Raw genomic sequence first — 19,625 nt, forward strand, 5'->3', positions numbered from 1 at the left:
GGGCACCCCAAAGTTACTGCGAAGTAAGCGCGGAAGGATCGGCTATGTGATCGTTGCTACTGGGTAGCGTGATGTCGCTTGACGCCAAAGGTGAAATAGCTGCCCGGGCCGACGAAGTTCACCAGTGTGGCGATCCGCCACATCGCCTTGCTGCCGCGGATCTCCGCCGCTGGGCGTCGCGTGATGTCCGTCTGGGCCGCGACGAGCAGCGAGAGTTGGACGAGGGCAGCGGAAATGGTTCCAAACTTCGCCGTCGGTGAGAGATCTTTCCACGCCTTCTTTCGGGCGTTCCTGCGCTTGTGCGCCATTATTTGTGCTCGCTTGTTCACCATGATCTGTGCTCCTTGGCTTCGGGGCTGAGTGCCCGCGGGTTTTTTATTCTAGGGACGATCGGTGGACCGAGGTAGAGCCTAACGGACCGGTTTGGCTCAGCCGGCGGGAACCGGCGCGAAGCGGGCGAGCTTCTCCTTCTGCTCCGGGGTCAGCCGCAGCACCCGCCCGGTGGATTCCTCCACGAAGGCCAGGTGGCTGGTGGCCCGGACGCAGTCCTCGCCGGTCACGGGGTCCTGGACGAGGTAGTGGATGTCGAAGCTGGCGCCCTTGACCGCGCCGATCCACAGCTGCACCAGGGCCGGGATGTTGCGGTATTCAAGCGTCCGGACGTAGCGGATCTTGTGTTCCACGATCAGCGCCAAAGTCCCTTCCGGGACCTCGCTAAAGAGCGGCACGGGCGGCTCGATCCCGGGCAGCCCAGGACCGCGCGGCGGCCCAAAGGCTGCGATGCGGGCCTCCTCCAGGATCCGGACGACCTGGACGTTATTGATATGGCCGTAGGCGTCCATGTCGCCCCAGCGCATCGGGATCTGCACCTCGATGCGCCGGGACTCTGCGGCCCGGCCGGCAGCACTCAACTACGCACCGTCGTCGCGTCGTCTGCCGTGTTTTCCGAAAAGGCCGTCTCTGCGTCTTCGCCGGCAAACTGGGACATGTACAGGCGGTAGTAGGCGCCCTTGAGGTCCAGCAGCTGGGCGTGGGCGCCCTGCTCCACGATCCGGCCGGACTCCATCACCAGGATGGTGTCGGCGTCGCGGATGGTCGAGAGGCGGTGCGCAATCACGAAGCTCGTGCGGTCGGTGCGCAGGGCGGCCATCGCCTTCTGGACGAGCACCTCAGTGCGGGTGTCCACCGAGCTGGTGGCCTCGTCCAGGATCAGCAGCGAGGGGTTCGCCACGAAGGCCCGGGCGATGGTGATCAGCTGCTTCTCGCCGGCGCTGACGTTGTTGCCTTCCTCGTCGATGATGGTGTTGTAGCCGTCCGGGAGGGCGCGGACGAAACGGTCCACGAAGGTGGCCTTCGCCGCCTCCATCACCTGGTCCTCGGAGGCGTCCAGCTTGCCGTAGCGGATGTTGTCGTAGATGGTCCCGCCGAAGAGCCAGGCGTCCTGGAGCACCATACCCACCTTGGCCCGCAGTTCCGCACGGCTCAGGTGGGTGATGTCGACGCCGTCCAGGGTGATGCTGCCGCCCTGGAGTTCGTAGAAGCGCATTACGAGGTTCACTAGGGTGGTCTTGCCCGCACCGGTGGGGCCGACGATCGCGACGGTGTGCCCGGGCTCCGCGGTGAAGGACAGGTCCTCGATCAGCGGCTTGTCCGGGGTGTAGCTGAACGTGACCTGCCGGAACTCGACGTGGCCGTCGGTCTTAGCCGGCAACTGCTCCGTGGCGGTCTCGGCGTCCTGTTCCTCGGCGTCGACGAATTCAAAGACCCGCTCCGCGGAGGCGACGCCGGACTGCAGCATGTTTGCCATGCCCGCCATCTGGCCCAGCGGCTGCGTGAACTCGCGCGAGTACTGGATGAACGCGGTGGCGTCGCCCAGGCTCATCCCGCCGGAGGCTACGCGAAGCCCGCCGACAACGGCGATGCCGACGTAGCTGAGGTAGGAGACGAACTGCATGACAGGCATGATCATGCCGGACACGAACTGCGCCCCGAAGCTGGCCTTGTAGAGCGCCTCGTTCCGTTCGTCGAAGCGGTCCAGCATGTCGGCATCACGGCCGAAGACCCGGACGAGGTCGTGGCCGGAGAAGGATTCTTCGATCTGGCCGTTGAGCTCGCCGGTGTTCTTCCACTGGGCGGCGAAGAGCTTCTGGCTCCGGGAGCCGATGATACCGGCGGCCACGGCCGAGAGCGGCAGCGCGACCAGGGCAATGAGCGCCAGCTGCCAGGACACGATGAACATCATGATGACGATGCCGATCACCGTCAGTGCTGAGTTCACGAGCTGCGCGAAGGCCTGCTGCAGCGCCTGCTGGATGTTGTCCACGTCGTTAGTGACCCGGGAAAGGATGTCGCCGCGCTGGCGGGTGTCGAAGTAGTTCAGCGGGAGCCGGTTGAGCTTCTTCTCGGTGTCGTCGCGCAGCTGGCGGACCACGCGCATGACCAGGATGTTCAGAACGTAGCCCTGCAGCCAGAGGAAGATGTTGGCAACGAAATACATCACCAGCACCACGCTGATCAGGAAGGCGAGCTGCTGGAAGTCGATGCCGACGCCGGGGATGACGTCCATCTTGGAGAGCATGTCCGCGAAGTTGTCCTGGCCCTGGGCGCGCAGGCCCTCGACGAATTCCTCCTTGGTGCCGCCAGCCGGCAGCTGCTTGCCGACAACGCCGCCGAAGATCACGTCCATCGCCTGGCCGAGGATCCGGGGCGCCACCACGTTGAGGACGACGGCGACCGTCACCATGGCGAGCACGGCGATAATGCCGGTCCGTTCGGGCTTCAGCAGGCCCATCAGCCGCTTCGCGGAGGGCCAAAAGTGTTGGGCCTTCTTCGCGGGCAGGTCCCCGAACATGCCGCCGTCGGCTTCCCCGGGCTTGTATTCCTCCTCGTAGAAATCGTCGTCGGGCTCGGTGACGTCAGGCTCGGTGGCAGCTGGTTCCGTGGCAGATAGTTCCGCGTCGGCGGATTGGAGCTTGGTCTTTTCGTTGGTGCTCATGCCACGGCCTCCGCGGTCAGCTGGGATTCGACGATTTCTTGGTAGGTGCTGGAGCTCTGCAGCAGTTCCTCATGGGTGCCGCGGTCCACGATCCGCCCGTTGTCGAGCACCAGGATCTGGTCGGCGTCGGCGATGGTGGAGACGCGCTGCCCGACGATGATGACCGTGGCGTCGGCGGTTTTGGCTTTGAGGGCGCGGCGGAGCCGGGCGTCGGTGGCGACGTCGAGGGCTGAGAAGGAGTCGTCAAAGAGGAACACCTTCGGCTCGGTGATCAGGGCCCGGGCGATGCAGAGACGCTGGCGCTGGCCGCCCGAGACGTTGGTGCCGCCCTGGGAAATCCGTGAGCCGAGCCCGTTCTTCTTCTCGCGCACAAAGTCCGCCGCCTGGGCCACGGTCAGCGCGTCCCAGAGCTGTTCCTCGGTGGCCTCCGGCTTCCCGAAGCGCAGGTTGTGGTCGATGGTCCCGGAGAACAGGTAGGGCCGCTGCGGAACCATGGCCACGCGCTGCGTGATCTCGGAGCGGGCCAACTGGGTGACGGGGACGCCGTCGAGCAGCACCTCCCCCGAGGCGGCGTCGTAGAGGCGGGGCAGCAGGGCCAGCAGGCTGGTCTTGCCGGCGCCCGTGGAGCCGATGATGGCCACGGTCTGGCCGGGTTCGGCGGTGAAGCTGATGTCGCTCAGTACGGGCGCCTCGGCGCCGGGATAGGCGAAGGACACGTTCCGGAATTCGACGCGGCCGGCTTTTTCGGCCGGTGCCACGGGGGTCAGCGACTCGTGGATGGAGGGTTCGACGTCGAGCACCTCGCCAATGCGGTCGGCGCAGACCGAGGCGCGCGGAATCATCATGGCCATGAACGTGCCCATCATGACGGCCATCAGGATCTGCAGCAGGTACTGCAGGAAGGCTGTCAGCGCGCCGACCTGCATTTCGCCGGCTTCGACCCGCTGGCCGCCGAACCACAGCACGGCGGCGGTGGAGACGTGCAGGATCATGCCGATCGCGGGGAACATGAGGACGAACAGGGCGCCGATTTTCAGTGAAACGTCGGTGAGTTCCTTGTTGGCGGCACCGAAGCGCTCGGCTTCGTGGGGTTCGCGGACGAAGGCCCGGACCACGCGGATGCCGATGATCTGCTCGCGGAGGATGCCGTTGAGCCGGTCAATCTTCTTCTGCATGGACCGGAAGAGCGGCATCAGGCGGACCACGAGGTAGCCCACCACCACCACGAGCACCGGAACGGAAACCCAGACCAGCCAGGACAGGTTGAGGTCCTCGCGGAGGGCCATGAAGATGCCGCCGATGCACATGATGGGCGTGGCCACCATGAAGTTCAGCCCCATCAGCATGAGCATCTGCACCTGCTGGACATCGTTGGTGCCGCGGGTAATCAGGGTGGGGGCGCCGAAGACGTTGACGTCCTTGGCGGAGAAGCCCGTGACCTGGCGGAAGACCCCGCGGCGCAGGTCGCGGCCGAACGCCATGGCGGCCTTGGACCCGAAATACACGCCGGCGATCGCGGTGGCGACCTGGACCAGGGCGACGACGAGCATCACCCCGCCGGTCCGCCAGATGTAGTCCGTGTCGCCGCGGGAGACACCCTCGTCAATGATCTGGGCGTTCAGGCTGGGAAGATACAGCGCCGCGATGGTGGAGGCGAGCTGGAAGAAGATGACTGCCCAGATGTATGGCAGATACGGCTTCGAGTAGCGCCGTATGAGAGTGACAAGCATGCCCACGAGTCCTTAGGAGATACCGAGTAAATGAGGCTGGAGAAGAGTCTGGCGGGGAAACATCCACCGGATGCTCCCATTACTAGCAAAGGGGGCCGACAGCCATAGCCATCCAACTCTACGAAACGACCGGCCCGCGTGGAACATCGGACACAGAAAATCATCCATACGGCGTACATTTCTGGATCTCAACGCTGCCGCGCCGCTGCGGCCCGCACTCCGGGTCGGCTGGGGCGCTGGCAGCGTGCAGCACTCGGTCCTACTCGGCCCGGCGCTGGCTTTCGCGTTGCTGGCTGAGCACCTCGACAAATTCCCGGTCGAGGTCGACGATTCCGGATCCCGCCGCCGCGCCGGCCGCGGGGTGTGAACGGTCGGCCGCGCCGGCCGCGGTGGCCCCGGGGCCTGAACGGTCGGCCGCGCCGCCGTCGGCGTCGCCTTTAGCGGAGGGGGTGACGATGTCCACGGTGCGCCGCAGCGGCTCCTCCTTGATCAAGAGGATCGCAATCAGTGCCACCAGGCCGACGATCGCGGAGACCATAAAGATCTGGGCTGTGGCGTCACCGTAAGCGGCCCGCATGATTTCGCGGACGGGCTCCGGCATGTCCTTGAGGTCCATGCTGGTGCCGGCGCCGCCGCTGCTGGGAATCCCCGCGGCGGCAAAGCCCTCGGCGGCGAGTTCCTTGACCCGATTGGCCATGATGGCTCCCAGCACGGAGACACCGATGGCGCCGCCCACCGACCGGAAAAACGCGACCGAGGCGCTGGCGGTTCCGATGTCGCTGGCCCGCACGGTGTTCTGCACTGCCAGGACGAGGTTCTGCATCAGCAGGCCCAGGCCGAGGCCGAGGATCGCGGTGTAGAGACCGGTCAGCCAGAGGTCGGTGGTGTGATCGATGGTTCCGGTCAGCCCCAGGCCGCTGATCAGCAGGATGGAGCCAGCGACCAGGTACCGCTTCCACTTTCCGGTCCGGCTGATCAGCTGTCCGGAGACGACGGACCCGATGAGGTTGCCGGCGATCATCGGCAGGGTCAGGAGCCCCGCCTCGGTGGGTGATGCGCCACGGGCCACCTGGAAGTACTGGCCCAGGAAGGTGGAGGAACCGAACATCCCGACGCCGACGGCGATCGAGGCAAGGATGGCGAGGGCGGTGGTGCGCTGCGAAATGATCTTCAGCGGAATGATCGGCTGCGACACCTTGGATTCGACCAGGACCAGCAGGGCGAGCAGGGCAATGCCGCCGCCGACCATGGCCACGGTCTGCCAGGACCACCAGTCGTAGTAGTCCGGGTTGCCGGCGAAGGACACCCAGATCAGCAGCAGGCTGACGCCGGAGGTCAGCAGGATGGAGCCGAGCCAGTCGATCTTGGCAGGGCGCCGGACGTGCGGCAGCTTCAGAGTGACCTGCAGCAGGATGAGCGCCACAATGGCTAGGGGCACGCAGACGAAGAACGTCCAGCGCCAGCCCAGCGGGCTGTCCACGATGAACCCGCCGAGCAGCGGACCGCCGGCGGTGCCCACGGCCATCACGGCGCCCATGTAGCCGGAGTACTTGCCGCGGTCACGGGGCGGGATGATGGAGCCGATGATGGCCATGGCCAGCGCGGTCAGCCCGCCCATGGCGACACCCTGGATAACGCGGGCGGTCAGCAGCAGCGGGATCGTCTCGGACAGGCCCGCCATGACGGATCCGGCCACGAAGATCACGATGCTGAGCTGGACCAGCATCTTCTTGTTGAAGAGATCGGCGAGCTTGCCCCAGATCGGGGTGGTTGCGGCGTTGGCCAGCAGGGCTGCGGTGATGACCCAGGCGAAGTCGGTCTGGGTTCCGTTGAGGTCGGACATGATCGTGGGCAGGGCGTTCGCGACGATCGTGCTGCTGATAATGGCGGTGAAGAACGCGGCCAGCAGGCCGGTCAGGGCCTCCATGATCTGGCGGTGGGTCATCACCGCAACTGGTGCCGGGGGCATTTCGGTGGTTGCTGCCATGGGGCGCTCCTTAAACAATGTCGGTCGTATTGATGGATCCGGCCGTCGTTGCCCGGGCTGAAGTCCGAAGGGACTCAGCAAGTTTCTGCAAGGATTTCGTTGTCTCTTCGACGTCCTGCTCGCTCCAGCCCTGCAGGAAGCCCAGGAGAGTGGCGGCGCGCTGGTCCTCGATGGAGCGGAGCTTGGCGACGCCCGACGTGGAGAGGGCGATCAGCTGGGCCCTCCCGTCCACCGGGTCGGGCCGGCGGACCACATAGCCCTGTTCCTCCAGTTCGGCGATGTGCCGGCTGAGGACGGGGGCGCTGACACCGAGCCGCTCCGCAAGTGCGGTGGCGCGGGATTCCCCCTCCCCCACAAAGCGCAGTACGCCTTGGAGGGCCACGCCGGTGTCCTCCCCGCGGAGCTTGACCGCTGCCACGCACCGCACGGCGCGCTGCAGATCGAAGATTTGATGGACGAGTTTGGCTGCGGTGTCCGGCGCGACTGCCATGACGACTCCTCTTTGCTTGCCTAAGGCAACAATATATCAGGAATTTAGTTACTTTGGGAAACTAACCCTTCCGGCCGAGCTCCTGTTTAAATACCAAGCGCGGACCGGCAGCTGTGCTGCCGGTCCGCGCTTGCTTGTCCTCGCAGGGGGGCGTGGTGCTTAGGCCTCCATGTGGGTCGGGGCGCCGAGCGTGGTTCTTAGGCCTCCATATGGGTGGGGGCGAACATGCTCAGCAGGGTTTGGACGACGACGACGTTCGGCCCGTCCGCGGCGAACCCGGCCTTGAGCGCGTCCCCGATGCCCTCGGGGGCCACCCGGACGGCCGGAACCCCGAAGGCCTCGGCCAGCTTGACGAAATCGGGTCGCGCGAGTTCCGTGGCCGTGGCCTTGCCGAAGGCGCCGACCATGTATTCGCGCAGGATGCCGTAGCCGCCGTCGTCGACAATCAGCCAGGTGACGGGAACGTTGTGCTGCTTGGCAGTGGCCAGTTCGGAGATGGAATACATCGCCGAGCCGTCGCCGGAGACTGCGAGCACCCGGGCCGAGCCGCCGGGCGTGCCGGTGGTTTCGAGGCCGACGGCGCCGCCGATCGCCGCGGGGAAGCCGAAGCCGAGTCCGCCGGCGCCCTGGGCGGAGTGGAACTGGCCCTCGCGGGCGTCCCAGCAGCTCCAGGCCCAGTACGCGGAGATGGTCATGTCCCAGAACGTCTGCATGGTGGCGGGAACGGCTTCCCGGATGTCCGCCATGAATTTCAGTTCCTTGCCGAGATCCTGGGATTCGAGCCGGGCCTTGACCTTCGCCAGCGTTTCCTTGACCAGCGTCTCGGGCGCGGTGCCGCGCCAGTTGGCGCGCCCTCCGTGGGGTTCCGTCAGGGCGGCGTCGAGCGCCGTGTCGAGGGCGGCGAGCCCCTGGCCGGCGTCGGCCCGGATGCCCAGGCCGGGGCGGTTGGATTCGAGGACGCGAGGTTCGGCGTCGATCTGGATGATCCTGCCGCGCGGTTCGAAGGTGAAGTAGTTGGACGTGACCTCGCCCAGCGAGGAGCCGATCACGATCAGCACGTCGGCGTCCTCGAGCAGTTCCGTCATGTGCTGGTCCTCGATCCAGGCCTGCAGCGAGAGCTCGTGGTTCCACGGGAATGCGCCGTTGCCGCCGGGGGTGCAGATGACCGGAGCCCGCAGCTTCTCCGCGATGGAGAGCAGCGATTTCTCGGCGCGGCCGCGGCGCGTTCCGCCGCCGGCGATGATGGCGGGACGTTCCGCCGCCGCGAGCCATTTCACGGCCTCGCGGACCAGCTCGACGCGCGGCGGATTGTCGGCCGCTTCGGCGAGGGCGTCCTCCACCGGCGGCACCATGATGGGATCCAGCAGCACGTTCTGCGGGATTTCCAGCCACACGGGGCCCTGCGGCGAGGAGATCGCCTCGGTCCACGCGTCCTGGATGGCGGAGGGAATGCCGGACGCGTGCTGGATCAGCCGCTGGCTCTTGGTGACGTTCGCGGCCGAGGCCTTCTGGTCATCGAGCTGGTGCAGCATGCCCTTGCGGCGCGCGCCGAGTCCCTCGAGCGGGATCTGGCTGGCGATGACCACCATGGGAACGCCGGTGGCGTAGGCCTCCTGCAGCCCGGCCAGGGACGTCAGCGCACCCGGACCGGTGGAGAGGAAGAGGACACCGACCTCGCCGGTGGCCCGGGAGTAGCCGTCGGCGGCGAAGGCCGAGTTGTTCTCCACCCGGGACGAGACGAAGTGCAGGTTTCCGCGGCCCATCGCATCGAAGAGACCCAGGGCGTGCTGGCCCGGGATGCCGAAGACGGTTTTCGCGCCGAGCGCCTCGAGGGTTTCGACAACGAGGTCCCCGCCGTTGCGCACGCCGGTCACTGGGAGACGCCGCTCTCGGCCCGCTGGGGCGCCGGAGTCGAGAAGCCGGCCGGTCGGCGGGATTCCTGGCCGAGGGCCTGGGCTGCGTAGCCGGTGGCCGTGCCGAAGCGGTCGCCTTCAACTGCGCGGTCCGCCATCAGCGTGACGAGCTCATACGCCACGTGGCTGGCGGCGACACCGGTGATGTCGGCGTGGTCGTAGGCGGGGGCGACCTCTACGACGTCGGCGCCGACCAGGTTCATGCCGCGGAAGCCGCGGATGATTTCCAGCAGCTCACGGCTGGTGATACCACCGGCTTCCGGGGTTCCGGTGCCGGGGGCGTGGGCGGGATCCAGCACGTCGATGTCCACGGAGATGTAGAGCGGGCGGTTGCCGATCCGGTCGCGGACCTTGGCGACGGTCTCCAGGACGCCCTGGTAGTAGACGTCGGCGGAGGTGACGATGCCGAAGCCGAAGCGGTGGTCGTCGTCGAGGTCCTTCTTGCCGTAGAGCGGGCCGCGGGTGCCGATGTGGCTGATCGCCTCGGTATCCAGGATCCCTTCCTCGACGGCGCGGCGGAACGGGGTGCCGTGGGTGTATTCGGCGCCGAAGTAGGTGTCCCAGGTGTCCAGGTGCGCGTCGAAGTGCAGCATGGCGATGGGCTGGCCGGCGCGTTCGGCGGCGGCGCGGAGCAGCGGCAGCGCGATGGTGTGGTCTCCGCCGAGGGTCACCAGCTTGCTGCCGGAGGCGGTCAGGTCCAGCGCGTTCTGCTGGATGGTCTCGATCGCTTCATTGATGTTGAAGGGGTTAACGGCCATGTCGCCGGCGTCGGCCACCTGGATGTTCTCGAAGGGGCTGACATCCCAGGCCGGGTTGTACGGGCGCAGCAGCCGGCTGGCCTCGCGGATGTGGTTGGACCCGAAACGGGCGCCGGGCCGGTACGAGACGCCGGAGTCAAAGGGGACGCCGACCACGGTGACGTCGGCTTTGGCGACCTGGTCCAGCCGCGGCAGGCGCGCATAGGTGGCGGCTCCGGCGTAGCGCGGAATGCGGGATGAATCGATGGGGCCAAGGTTGCCATTGGCCTCGATGCGCAGCTCTTCCAAAAGAAAGCCTCTCCTTCGAGGATTGACCGACGGGTGTGACAGCCATCATACACATGAAGTTGCCTCTTGTGCATCAAATGTTTACCTAATCGCCAGCGGCCTGTAGCTGAAGGACTTGAGCGTGAGGGAACCCCCTGCCGTGACGGCTTTGATGGTCGGCGCCCCCTCACGGGGGAAAACGAGCGACGTCAGGGTCTTTTCCCCGCCATTGATAAAAACCTCTACTGAGCTGTAGTCGACAAAGATTGTTAGCTCGACTTTCCCATCTCGCGCCGGGCTGGCGGTGCGTCGGGATGCCCGATAGCCCGGGTTGAGTTCGGCCTTCCCAGTGGCGGCAGCATCAGCATCGCGGGAAATGAATGCCGATTCACTCGCAAAGTCATATCCGACCGTCGCGTATGTTCCTTTGTCGCTTCCGAGATCGATCCTCGCTTCGGACCCGTCGTCGCCCACCGTCCGTTCAAGCGTCACATCGAGCCGGTATGCCCCGCCCTCCGGAGCCGGCAACTGCCCTGCGCCATCCTGTGTCATTCGACGTTCTCCAGCCGTTGCCGCCGGTCCCTCAATGGACTTCATGGCAGCGGTGGGGCTGGACACCAGGGTGTGCTTTCCCGCGATTGTTTGCAGCCTGATGTCGCGCACAATGGAGTCGGCGCCGCCGTGCCAGTCCTCGGTGGGAAGCTGCCGTGCGTACGCCCAGTTGTTCATCCAGCCGATTGCGTGCCGGGAGGACATCCGCTGACTTTCGGTGAGCCTCGGATCATCCCACGTCACGGCTGCGTAGAAGTCGGGGCCGGCGTCGAGCCACTGATGCGGCTCATCGGACGGGGCGAACCGGGTTCCGTCCCACTCGCCAGTCCAGTAGGCAACGCCCGTGGTGAATCCCTCTTCGCTCCCATTGGCGCTGGCGGCCAGGACCCAGGTCCGCTTGGATGGATCACCGTCGAGATCCAGCTGGAAGAGTTCCGGGCATTCGAGGGTGCCCAGACCGGCGCGTTCGATGCCCGAAGCGTAGCGCCACTCCTTCAGGTCAGTCGACGTATACATGCCGATCTTCTCGCCTTCGGCCAGTGCCATCACCCATTGGCCGTGGGCTTCATCGCGGATGATCTTAGGATCCCGCCAGTCCGGTTCGCCGGGATTTTCCATGACCGGGTTCTGCGCATACGCGGTGAACGTGTACCCGTTGTCGGTGGAATAGAACAGGGATTGCCGCTGGATACCCTGGTCCTGTTGCGTCATAACCGCGATAACGGCTCCCTTGCCGAAGCCGGCCGAGTTGTCATGGTCCACCACAGCACTTCCGGTCTCGATGTCGCCCAGCCCGTTTTTGTACTTGGCGATCGCCACCCCCTCGTCTTTCCAGTGCACCAGGTCGGTGCTGGTCAGGTGGTACCACTCGGTGCCGTTTTCCTTCGGATACCCGGCATTGTAGAGGTAGTAGTAGTGCCACAGCCCGTCCAGCAGGATCGGACGCTGCGGATCATTCATCCAGTTCTTCCCGGGCGTGATGTGATAGCTCGGCCGGAACTCGGACGCCCCCTCGGGCCGGTCGAAAGCTGAAGCCGCGGGCGCCGACGTCTGCCGCGGCACGCCCAGATCCGCGAGCATGGCCGCAACTGCCTCGGACGTTATGCACTCCGGTCGGACGACTTCGCCTGTTCCTGCACGGACCACCCGGTCTTCCGCGCTGGACCTGATCTCGACGTCATCTCCAATCCGTGCGGCTGCCACCCACCCGTTGGTGCATTCGATGCTCCGCAGGTCCGCCACGCCCTCGGTCCGAATCGGATGTGTCAGCTTCTCAAGGGTGCGGTCACCACTGCTAAGCCAATAGGAGCCGTAGCGGCCCTGGGCTTCCATGGCTTCGGCCTGGGCGTCGGCGATACCCAGGAGCGCCCGCTCAGCCTGGCCTTGGGCGGCCGGAAGGGAACCCGTCGTCGTCGGGACAAGCGCCACCGTGACAAGAACGGCCGCGGCCGCTGTGGCCACAGCAATCCAAATCGTGCGGGGGCTCAGCGTTCCGGGAGGGAACCTCTCTGCGAGATGGCTTCCGATCAGCTTGGCAAGTGAAACTGCAGTCATTCGCCGATGGGGCGGCTGCCGGCGTCGAAATGGGTTCAACTCTTCAGCCCCAGCCGGTGTACAAGGTCTTTCACAATTCAACATTCCTGGTTCTGGTTGTGCCACGAGGCCCGGGCCACCTTGGGCCCGTACATACGGAGAATGGAGGCGCCCGGATTCCCGGGCGCCTCCTCCCTGTTACTGCCTCATTGATGAACTACTTGTAGTGGCCGGCCCCGCCGACGTTGACGTTGGTGGGCAGGTAGCCGAACGGCCCGAGGCCGTTCTGGCCGAAGGTGCGGTCAACCGCCGAGACACCGTCGCGGAAGTTGATCTTCACGGTGGGCGAGAGGGAACCGCCGCGGACACCATTGACGTTGTCGATGAAGGACTGCACCAGCCCGCCCGGCTGCACGTAGTGCGAGTAGGCCTGGAACTGGCGGCCGTTCTGGCTGGGTGTCGGCCGTTCCGGGGATTCGGACGGCAGGTTGAGGTCGGTCGGTGAGGCCAGAGCCAGACCGCTGTTGTTCATGGGCTGGTAGTCGGAGCGGACGCCGTCCCCCACGAAGCCGTAGACCCCGTCCGGGCCGCGCATCCCGGCAGCATAGGTGAACTGGTGGCTGATCGTGAACAGGTAGTACTTGTTCTTGCCGCCCTCGTTCTGGATGAAGATCTGCGGACGCTCGGTCTGGTCGTTGACGCAGTTCGCGGACAGGACCGGCGGCAGGAAGGACCACTTGGTGAGGTCCTTGTTGTCCGCCACGGCCAGCCCCACGTTGGCGGTCTGGTAGTAGGCGCCGATGCTGTTGACCTCGCTCAGGTTCTCGGCGTTCGGGTCCCCAGGCTGGTAACCGAGGTCCTCGTCCTTGCACTTGTAGTCGCCACGCGTTCCGCCGGTGTTGCCTTCGAACACCATGTAGGTCTTGCCCGGGTGGGCGGGGTCCGCGAAGGTGTACGGGTCACGGAAGGCGAAGCCGGGGTTCTGGGCCTTGTTCTGGTACATGACGCCGTCCGGCTCCAGCAGCTTGGTGTGCTGGAAGCCGTCGAAGGTGACGCCGTTCTCGTCGGCGTGGATCTTGCCCAGCGCCTTGGCGATGGCTGCGTCCGGGGCGATGCCGCCGCCGCCCGCGTTCCGTTCGGCCACGTCGTGGAAGGTGGTGGCCGTGTAGAAGACGTTGACCTGGTTGCCCTGCATCAGGCGGGTGGAACCGGACCATTCGGTGTTGCCGATTGAGGCGCCGTCGGCAAAGACGTGTCCGCCGTAGTTCCACTTGTCCTTGGCCGGATCGGCGTTGGTCTTGCGGAAGAAGTAGCCGATCCGGGCGTTCCAGTGGCGCTGGTCGAAGCCGTAGCCGGCGTCGCGGTCGGCGACCAGGGAGAACACGACGTCCCAGCCCTTGTAGCTGATCTGGTTCGCGTTCTCGTCCGTCAGTGACCAGGTGTCCCAGACCCAGACGTCCTCATTCATGGTGGGGAAGTCCTCGGGGATTTCCGGCATGGTGACATTCGGGCTCATGGAGTTCACGCCGGGAGCGACCGTCGGGTCGCTCTGCGCCATGATCTGCTTGGCATCGGCGCGGGTCCACTTGGAGGTGAAGTCGGACGCCGGGTCGTAGGCCTGCTGGCTGTGCTTGGTCGGCAGCGGGAAGCCGGGAGTCGGCGCCGGCATCTGCGTGGCCGCCGGTGGATCCGAGGGCTCATTGGCCTGGGCCGACGGAGCGGCCAAAAAGGCCGAGACTGCAACGGCTGCGACGACGACGGCGGCGGTTGAACGCCGTAGCCGGCCGCGGGGTGCGGTGGGGTGCTTGTGCATTTACTGCTCTTCTCGCGGAGTTGAGACCATTCGTGGAAGACGGGCGGGTGCCGTCAATTCCCGACATGCCGACGGTCCCGACAGCGCCGAGGGCGTCATCGAGGACGCCATCGTGTCGAGGGGCGGGGCCTGGGTAGGACCCCGCGTGGCAGCGGAGGAAGATTTCGTCCGAGGCCGGAAACCACGCTAGGCGGGTCACGGCGGGATACCAAACCCTGTGTCCGCGGCCGGGGGACGGATCCCGGCACAAACATGTAAGCGCTTACATTAACGTTCCCGCGCGCGTGCCACAGCGCGGAAACCACCGTCAAGTGTTGCGAAGGCTACTAATGGAAAACTGAGAACTATCTGTGCGTTTGCCCGTTCGTTGCCGGGTAGCCGCCCGGCCGTCGAACACGCTGACGCCCACCTTGCCTGCGTGCAGGTTTTAGGGACGTCGCGGTGCCGGACCAGGAACCCTAGCGGCTCGCGGCGGGGACCAGCACCCAGAGGACCTCGACGGCCTCATCCGTCGGATTGACCCAGGTGTGCGGCTCGCGGCCGGGGAAGGTCACGGTGTCCCCCGTGTGGAGCTCGAATTCCTCATTCGTGAGGATCAGCCGGATGCTGCCTTTGACCACGTGCAGCACGTCGACGTCGCAGTCCACGGCATAGAGTTCCGATTCGCCGCGGCCGCGGGGCTCGATCACGGCCTGGATGATCTGGACCCGGCGCTCTGAGCGGGCGGTCAGCAGCCGCTCCACGATCCCTTCGCCGCCGAGTGAGATCCGGGGACCTTCGTTCTTCTTGGTGTGGTGCGTCTCCGGGGCGGCAAAGAGGTCGCCGATCGAGATGGAGAGCACCTGGCATAGCGTCACCAGGGACGCGACCGAGGGTGAGGTGAGGTCCCGCTCGACCCGGCTGAGGAAACCCTTGGTGAGCCCGGTGGCGTCGGCAACCTGCTCGATGGTGAGCCGCTGCGACTGCCGGGCGGCGCGGATCCGGGAACCGATGGCAACGGGAACGTTGCTCGGTTCAACTGGTAGAGCCTTCATTTTGGAACCTTTCACGGCCGGCCGCTCGGCCCCATCGTTGGAGCAATACTAGCGGGACCGCCCCCGCCGGGCGCCGGATCCGCCCGCGCCGCGTAATGCGTCTTGACTGTTACCCGGATCACAACATACGCTGATTGGCAACAAGTGTTGTCTATTAGGCAATTGCCGGATACGGCGACCACAAGTCACTGTATTTGCGAGTCAAAAGACCGGGAGCCCTGCGGGGCCATCCTCATCAATCCGATAAAGCAGCAGAACCTCCGTGTGCGCTGGTGCGCTGCGGCAGGTTCAGCACTGCACCAACAGCTCCGAGGAGCCCTTCATGGACGCAAGTTTCGTCAACATCGCCATTGTGGTGGTGTACCTGGTCGCCATGCTGGCGTTTGGGTGGTGGGGTAAGTCCCGCACCAAGAACAACAGCGACTTCCTGGTGGCCGGCCGCCGCCTCGGCCCGTTCCTCTACACCGGAACCATGGCCGCCGTCGTGCTCGGTGGCGCCTCCACGGTCGGCGGCGTCGGCCTGGGCTACAAGTTCGGCATCTCCGGCATGTGGCTCGTGGTCGCGATCGGCGCCGGTGTGCTGCTGCTCAGCCTGCTCTTCGCCCCCACCATCCAGAAACTCAAGATCTACACCGTTTCCCAAATGTTGAGCCTGCGCTACGGTAGCCACGCTACCCAGACTTCCGGCATCATCATGCTTGCCTACACGCTCATGCTCTGCGCCACCTCCACCAGCGCCTACGCCACCATCTTCGTGGTGCTCTTCGGCTGGGACCGCGCGCTGGCCATCGCCATCGGCGGCGCGATCGTGCTGGTGTACTCGACGATTGGCGGCATGTGGTCCATCACCCTGGCCGACCAGGTCCAGTTCGTCATCAAGACGGTCGGCATCTTCTTCCTGATGCTGCCGTTCACGCTCAACGCCGCCGGCGGCATCGAGGGCATCCGCGCCCGGGTGGACGCCAGCTTCTTCCAGATCGACGGCATCGGCATCCAGACGATCATCACCTACTTCGTCGTCTACACCCTGGGCCTGCTGATCGGCCAGGACATCTGGCAGCGCGTTTTCACCGCCAAGACCCCCACGGTTGCCCGCTGGGGCGGCGCAACGGCCGGCATCTACTGCATCCTCTACGGTGCGGCCGGCGCCCTGATCGGCCTCGGTGCCCGCGTCGCGCTCCCTGACATTGACGTCGCCAACCTCGGCAAGGACGTGGTCTACGCCGAGGTTGCCACGCAGATCCTGCCGATCGGCATCGGCGGCCTGGTACTTGCCGCGGCCGTCGCCGCCATGATGTCCACTGCCTCCGGCGCACTGATCGCCGCCGCCACCGTGGCCCGCGCGGACGTTCTGCCGTTCGTCGCCAGCTGGTTCGGCAAGGACATTAACACCGACGACACGGACAATCCGGAGCACGACGTCAGGGCCAACCGCATGTGGGTCCTGGGACTCGGCATCGTAGCGATCGTCATCGCCATTGTCACCAAGGACGTCGTCGCGGCTCTCACCATCGCCTACGACATCCTCGTCGGCGGGCTCCTCGTCGCCATCCTGGGCGGCCTGATCTGGAAGCGCGGCACCGGTGTCGCCGCCGCCGCCTCCATGGCCGTGGGGACGGTCGTTACCCTCGGCACCATGACCATCCTGGAGCTCAACGCCGAGGTGCCGCTGGACGGCATCTACGCCAACGAACCGATTTACTTCGGCCTGCTGGCGTCCGCGGTGGTCTACATCACGGTGTCACTGCTGAGCAAGCCGACAGACCCCGCCGTCATGGCCAATTGGCGCCGTCGGGTCGCCGGCATCGCAGCCGAGGAAAAAGAAGTCCCGGCAGCGTCGCACTAGGGTCCTGACCCCTGGCCCGGCCCGCTCGGGTCCTGGCAGCGAGTTAAAGGTCGGCGGCGGCGCTCCCTCTGAGGGGGCGCCGCCGTCGGACGTTTAGGGGTCGAGCATCAAGCCGCAGAACCGTTAGGCCGCTGGGGCATCATTCGTTCTCTTCAGGCTCCAGGAATTCCTCTCCATCCAGGGGCACCACGGGCGTCTCGTCGCCCAGGAAGTCCTCCTCATCGAGGGGAACAAGCCGATCGGCCTCCTCGAAGAGCTCCTCTTCCTCGGTCTCCGCGCCATCAGTCACGGGCGCGTCGTCGGCGTAGTCGTAGGCGGGGTCGGACTCGAGGGAATCCCGGGCCGGCTGGATTGGACGCGAGCCGATGTTGTCCATGATGCAACCTCCGTCTGACTGCGGTGGCGGCAAAGGCCCCGGAGAGCCCGCCCTGGCTTTCATTCGAACACCACGGGCCCGGGCGGTCAAGGGCTCCCTCGGAGCGGGACTCCGGCGGCTGCGCGAGGCCCCGCGACACGGGCGTTTTTTACGGTTCGCCTAAACCCCGCACCGAGGTTCGCCAGCCGAAAATCCGCGGAAAGACGGGGTAGGCTGGATACGCAATGGGGCCGAACCATGCCCTTTCAAGCCCAGGAGCTTCCGTGTCCCAGCACGCCACATCTGACTCGTTCAACCACGAACCCCACCGGTCCGACCCCCGCCACACGGCGCCCGCCACGACACCCAGCCCCGCGGATATCAAGCGGTGGCGGCAGTACCTCGCCGACGAACGCGCCGAAGCAGCCGTCTACCGCGATCTGGCCCAGAACCGCCGCGGCGAGGAGCGCCGGATCCTGCTCGCCCTGGCCGAAGCCGAGGGACGCCACGAGGCGCACTGGCTGCAGTTGCTCGGCGACCAGGCCGGCCGGCCCCGCCCCGCCTCACTCCGCAGCCAGCTCCTGGGCTTCCTGGCCCGCCACTTCGGTTCGGTCTTTGTCCTGGCCCTCGCCCAGCGGGCCGAAAGCCGTTCCCCGTACGCTACCGACCCCACCGCCACTGCGGCCATGGTCGCCGACGAACAGATCCACGAGGAAGTCGTTCGCGGGCTCGCCACCCGCGGCCGCAACCGGCTGGCGGGCACCTTCCGTGCGGCCGTCTTCGGCGCCAACGACGGCCTGGTCAGCAACCTGTCCCTGGTCATGGGCATGGCCGCCTCCGGTGTGGCCAGCTCCGTGGTGCTCCTCAGCGGCGTGTTCGGGCTGCTTGCCGGGGCACTGTCCATGGGCGCGGGCGAGTTCATTTCCGTGCGCTCCCAGCGCGAACTCCTCGCGGCGACCCGCCCCACCCAGATCACCCTGGCCGCGGCGCCGTCGCTGGACATCGAACACAACGAGCTGCTGCTGGTGTACCTGGCCCGGGGCATGTCGCGGGAGGCAGCCGAGCACCGCGTCGCGGAGCGGATGGGTCTGCTCGACTGCGATTGCGATCCCAGCCTCTCGCTGCAGCCGGAACTTCCGGAGGCGCGTGACGAGCACGAGGCCGTCGGGACCGCCTGGGGAGCAGCGGCGTCGAGCTTCTGCTTCTTCGCCTCCGGCGCGATCGTGCCGATTATTCCCTTCCTCTTCGGCATGACCGGTATCCTGGCCCTCGTATTGTCCGCCGTACTCGTGGGGCTGGCGCTCCTGGTCACCGGCGGCGTCGTCGGACTGCTCTCCGGCACCTCCCCCGCGTCCCGCGGCCTCCGGCAGCTTGCCATCGGCATGGGCGCCGCCGCCGCCACTTACCTGCTGGGCCTGGCTCTCGGCGCCGTGATCGCCTAGTGGACGGTCCTGAGTTCCGGGACCGGACAGCGCGGCACAGGCGCCCCCGCACCACGTGGCGGATCGTCCGTGGCCTCGCGGCCGCCACCCTGATTGCCGGCGCCGCGTTCCTGGCCGCCGGCGTCATCTCCGGGGACCCGCGGTTCGCCGGACCGTTCGACGCCGGCCGCGGCACCGGACCGGGCAAGGCGATCGCCGGCCAGCCCGGGCAGCCGGCAGCCGCCGAGGCCGTGCGCACGGACACTCCCCCGCCCGGAGTCGAGGAGCAGGACGAGCCGCTCGGACGCCCGCAGAAGCCGGCCGCCGCCAGCAGCTCCTACCGGTTCCTGGCCATGAACGACGACGGCACTCCGGTGGGCTATTCGCCGTGCCGGCCGCTCCACTATGTGGTGAACGCGGCGCTCGCCCCGGAGGGCGCCGAGCGTCTGGTCGAGGACGCGATCAGGACGATATCCCGCGCCACCGGGATCAGGTTCGTCGACGACGGGTCGACTGCCGAAGCGCCTTCCCCGGCCCGCATCCCGTACCAGCAGGACGCCTACGGGGACCGCTGGGCGCCCCTGCTGATCGCGTGGACCACCCCGGAACAGGCCCCGCAGCTCGCGGGACCGGTGATCGGCACCGGCGGCAGCACCCACTTCAGCTTCGGCGACGGGCCCAAGAGCTTCGTCACCGGCAGCCTGGAACTCGATGCCCCGCAGATCGCCGAGGACCTCAGCCGGACTGACGGGGCCGCGTACGCCACCGCGGTGATCCTGCACGAGCTCGGCCACGTCATGGGCCTGGAGCATGTGGATGACTCCGTACAGCTGATGTACCCCGAGATCGGCGCCCCGGACGGACTGGCCGCCGGGGACCTGAACGGCCTGTACGAGCTGGGCTCGGCGCAGTGCCGCAAGGACCTCTGAGC

The 19,625-nt window shown here is 66.5% G+C and carries 15 protein-coding genes; 3 read left to right on the top strand and 12 right to left on the bottom strand.

What is annotated here, in order from left to right:
- Positions 1–56 precede the first annotated feature (56 nt).
- From ACZYZ5_RS05895 to ACZYZ5_RS05945, 11 genes are all read right to left on the bottom strand, one after another.
- Entirely contained in the window at positions 57–332 is a 276-nt protein-coding gene (locus ACZYZ5_RS05895; RefSeq protein ID WP_463899975.1) for a hypothetical protein, read from the bottom strand.
- Between the two features lie 96 nt (positions 333–428).
- A complete protein-coding gene (locus ACZYZ5_RS05900; RefSeq protein WP_463900186.1) occupies positions 429–857 on the bottom strand; it encodes an acyl-CoA thioesterase in 429 nt (142 codons plus the stop codon).
- A 50-nt stretch (positions 858–907) separates the two neighbouring features.
- On the bottom strand, positions 908–2,995 hold the full coding sequence (locus ACZYZ5_RS05905; protein WP_463899977.1) for an ABC transporter ATP-binding protein: 2,088 nt from the start codon (positions 2,993–2,995) through the stop codon (positions 908–910).
- Positions 2,992–4,725 carry an ABC transporter ATP-binding protein gene (locus ACZYZ5_RS05910; protein ID WP_463899979.1) on the bottom strand — a complete coding sequence of 578 codons (1,734 nt, stop codon included), beginning with the start codon at positions 4,723–4,725 and terminating at the stop codon, positions 2,992–2,994. The genes ACZYZ5_RS05905 and ACZYZ5_RS05910 overlap by 4 nt, the downstream gene beginning before the upstream one ends.
- A 259-nt stretch (positions 4,726–4,984) precedes the next feature.
- A complete protein-coding gene (locus tag ACZYZ5_RS05915) occupies positions 4,985–6,712 on the bottom strand; it encodes an MFS transporter (protein WP_463899982.1) in 1,728 nt (575 codons plus the stop codon).
- A 10-nt stretch (positions 6,713–6,722) separates the two neighbouring features.
- On the bottom strand, positions 6,723–7,202 hold the full coding sequence (locus ACZYZ5_RS05920) for a MarR family winged helix-turn-helix transcriptional regulator (protein WP_463899984.1): 480 nt from the start codon (positions 7,200–7,202) through the stop codon (positions 6,723–6,725).
- A gap of 197 nt (positions 7,203–7,399) precedes the next feature.
- On the bottom strand, positions 7,400–9,076 hold the full coding sequence (locus ACZYZ5_RS05925) for a thiamine pyrophosphate-binding protein (RefSeq protein WP_463899985.1): 1,677 nt from the start codon (positions 9,074–9,076) through the stop codon (positions 7,400–7,402).
- Positions 9,073–10,161, bottom strand: coding sequence for an agmatinase (gene speB, locus ACZYZ5_RS05930; protein ID WP_463899988.1), 1,089 nt, complete (start codon positions 10,159–10,161; stop codon positions 9,073–9,075). Before speB ends, ACZYZ5_RS05925 begins: the two co-directional genes overlap by 4 nt.
- A gap of 81 nt (positions 10,162–10,242) precedes the next feature.
- Positions 10,243–11,772, bottom strand: a complete 1,530-nt coding sequence (locus tag ACZYZ5_RS05935; RefSeq protein ID WP_463899990.1) for a glycoside hydrolase family 32 protein — start codon at positions 11,770–11,772, stop codon at positions 10,243–10,245.
- Between the two features lie 670 nt (positions 11,773–12,442).
- Entirely contained in the window at positions 12,443–14,038 is a 1,596-nt protein-coding gene (locus ACZYZ5_RS05940) for a glycoside hydrolase family 68 protein (RefSeq protein ID WP_463899993.1), read from the bottom strand.
- A gap of 458 nt (positions 14,039–14,496) precedes the next feature.
- The gene (locus ACZYZ5_RS05945) at positions 14,497–15,072 is read right to left on the bottom strand and encodes a helix-turn-helix domain-containing protein (protein WP_463899995.1); all 576 of its coding nucleotides are present in this window, start codon (positions 15,070–15,072) and stop codon (positions 14,497–14,499) included.
- A 322-nt stretch (positions 15,073–15,394) separates the two neighbouring features.
- Between ACZYZ5_RS05945 and ACZYZ5_RS05950 the strand changes: the two genes are divergently transcribed.
- On the top strand, positions 15,395–16,918 hold the full coding sequence (locus tag ACZYZ5_RS05950; protein WP_463899998.1) for a sodium:solute symporter family protein: 1,524 nt from the start codon (positions 15,395–15,397) through the stop codon (positions 16,916–16,918).
- Between the two features lie 139 nt (positions 16,919–17,057).
- Here ACZYZ5_RS05950 and ACZYZ5_RS05955 read toward each other — a convergent pair whose 3' ends face one another.
- Positions 17,058–17,294: a hypothetical protein gene (locus ACZYZ5_RS05955; protein ID WP_463900000.1), complete on the bottom strand. Its 237-nt coding sequence runs from the start codon at positions 17,292–17,294 to the stop codon at positions 17,058–17,060.
- Positions 17,295–17,557: 263 nt separating this feature from the next.
- Between ACZYZ5_RS05955 and ACZYZ5_RS05960 the strand changes: the two genes are divergently transcribed.
- Both ACZYZ5_RS05960 and ACZYZ5_RS05965 read left to right on the top strand, forming a co-directional pair.
- Positions 17,558–18,715: a VIT1/CCC1 transporter family protein gene (locus tag ACZYZ5_RS05960; protein ID WP_463900003.1), complete on the top strand. Its 1,158-nt coding sequence runs from the start codon at positions 17,558–17,560 to the stop codon at positions 18,713–18,715.
- On the top strand, positions 18,715–19,623 hold the full coding sequence (locus ACZYZ5_RS05965; protein WP_463900005.1) for a matrixin family metalloprotease: 909 nt from the start codon (positions 18,715–18,717) through the stop codon (positions 19,621–19,623). Before ACZYZ5_RS05960 ends, ACZYZ5_RS05965 begins: the two co-directional genes overlap by 1 nt.
- Positions 19,624–19,625: the final 2 nt, after the last annotated feature.

The sequence above is a fragment of the Pseudarthrobacter ribosi genome, from assembly GCF_055412865.1.